Here is a 1,302-nt window from a genome sequence, read left to right on the forward strand (position 1 = left end):
GCGACTGCTCCGTTGGTGTTGTAGCTGGCTACATTGCCGGTTGGTCGGTATGGTCGAACAGGTGAGCGAACAGGAGCTGTGGGGCACGCTGGCCGCGGTGCGCCAGATGCGGGCGCGGGCGGACGCGCTGGAGGCGCGGGCGCTGGCGCGGCTGTGCCGGTTGCGGGGTGGGGATCGGTGGTTGGCGCGGGAGGTGGCGCTGGAGCTGCGGATCTCGCCGCGGCAGGCGCAGGCCCGCCTGGAGCGTGGGGTGGCGCTGGTGGGGCGGTTGCCGGGGGTGCTGGGGGCGATGGAGGCCGGGGAGATCGAGGGCTACACCGCCGGCCGGCTGGTGGAGGCCACCGCGATGCTCGAGGATCCGCAGGCCCGGCAGGTCGATGCGGAGCTGGCGGAGAAGCTGGCCACCGGGCGGGTGGGGAGCTTCGACCCCACGGGGTTGGTGCAGGCCACCCGCAGGCTGGTGGAGAAGACCGACCCCGAGGGGCAGACGGCGCGGGCCCGCCGCGCCCGCGCCGGGCGCCGGGTGGAGCTGATCCACGGGGAGCACGCCACCGCGACCCTGGCCGCCGATCTGCCCGCCGAACTGGCCGCCTCCTGCTATGCCCGCCTGGATGCCCTCGCCCGTCGACTACGCCGGCACGACCCGCACCGCACGCTGGATCAGCTGCGCGCCGACATCTGCGCCGATCTGCTGCTGGGCCGCGACCCGGGTGTCACTGCACCGGCCGCGGCGGCCACGGCGTTTCTGCACCTGCCGGTCGACACCGCCCTCACCATGTCCGAACAGGGCTGCGAACTAGCCGGCTACGGTCCGATCCCCGCGCCCATCGCCCGGGAGATCATGACCAACCCGGCCAGCACCTGGCGCGCCGTGCTCACCGACCCCGCCACCGGGGCACCGGTCGATCTCGGCCGCCGCCGTCGCCGCCCCTCAGCACTCATCCGCGACCTGGTCGCCGTGCGCGACCGCGAATGCGCCACCCCCGGCTGCCACCGCCCCGCCCAACGCAGCGACTTCGACCACCTCACCCCCTGGACCCGTAACCACGGCCACGGCCCCACCACCACCGGCAACGGCGGCGCCAAATGCCGACGCTGCCACCAACTCAAAGACCACCCCCACTGGAAACTCCACCACAACCCCACCACCGGCACCTCCACCATCACCACCCCCACCGGACGCCACTACACCCAACACCGGCACACCATCACCACACCCACCCACCACCCCTCCGACCCACCCACCCCACAACCCCCGCAACAACGAACCGGCAACCCACCCAACACCGGACCACCCTTCTA

1 protein-coding gene is annotated in these 1,302 nt (G+C 73.0%); it reads left to right on the plus strand.

The annotated features are described in order from the left end of the window. Positions 1-61: 61 nt before the first annotated feature. Positions 62-1,302 (plus strand): HNH endonuclease (locus JAP66_RS31750; protein ID WP_199435568.1); only part of this gene is annotated, 1,241 nt, incomplete at its 3' end.

This window comes from Qaidamihabitans albus (genome assembly GCF_016464705.1).
Taxonomy (GTDB): domain Bacteria; phylum Actinomycetota; class Actinomycetes; order Mycobacteriales; family Pseudonocardiaceae; genus Qaidamihabitans; species Qaidamihabitans albus.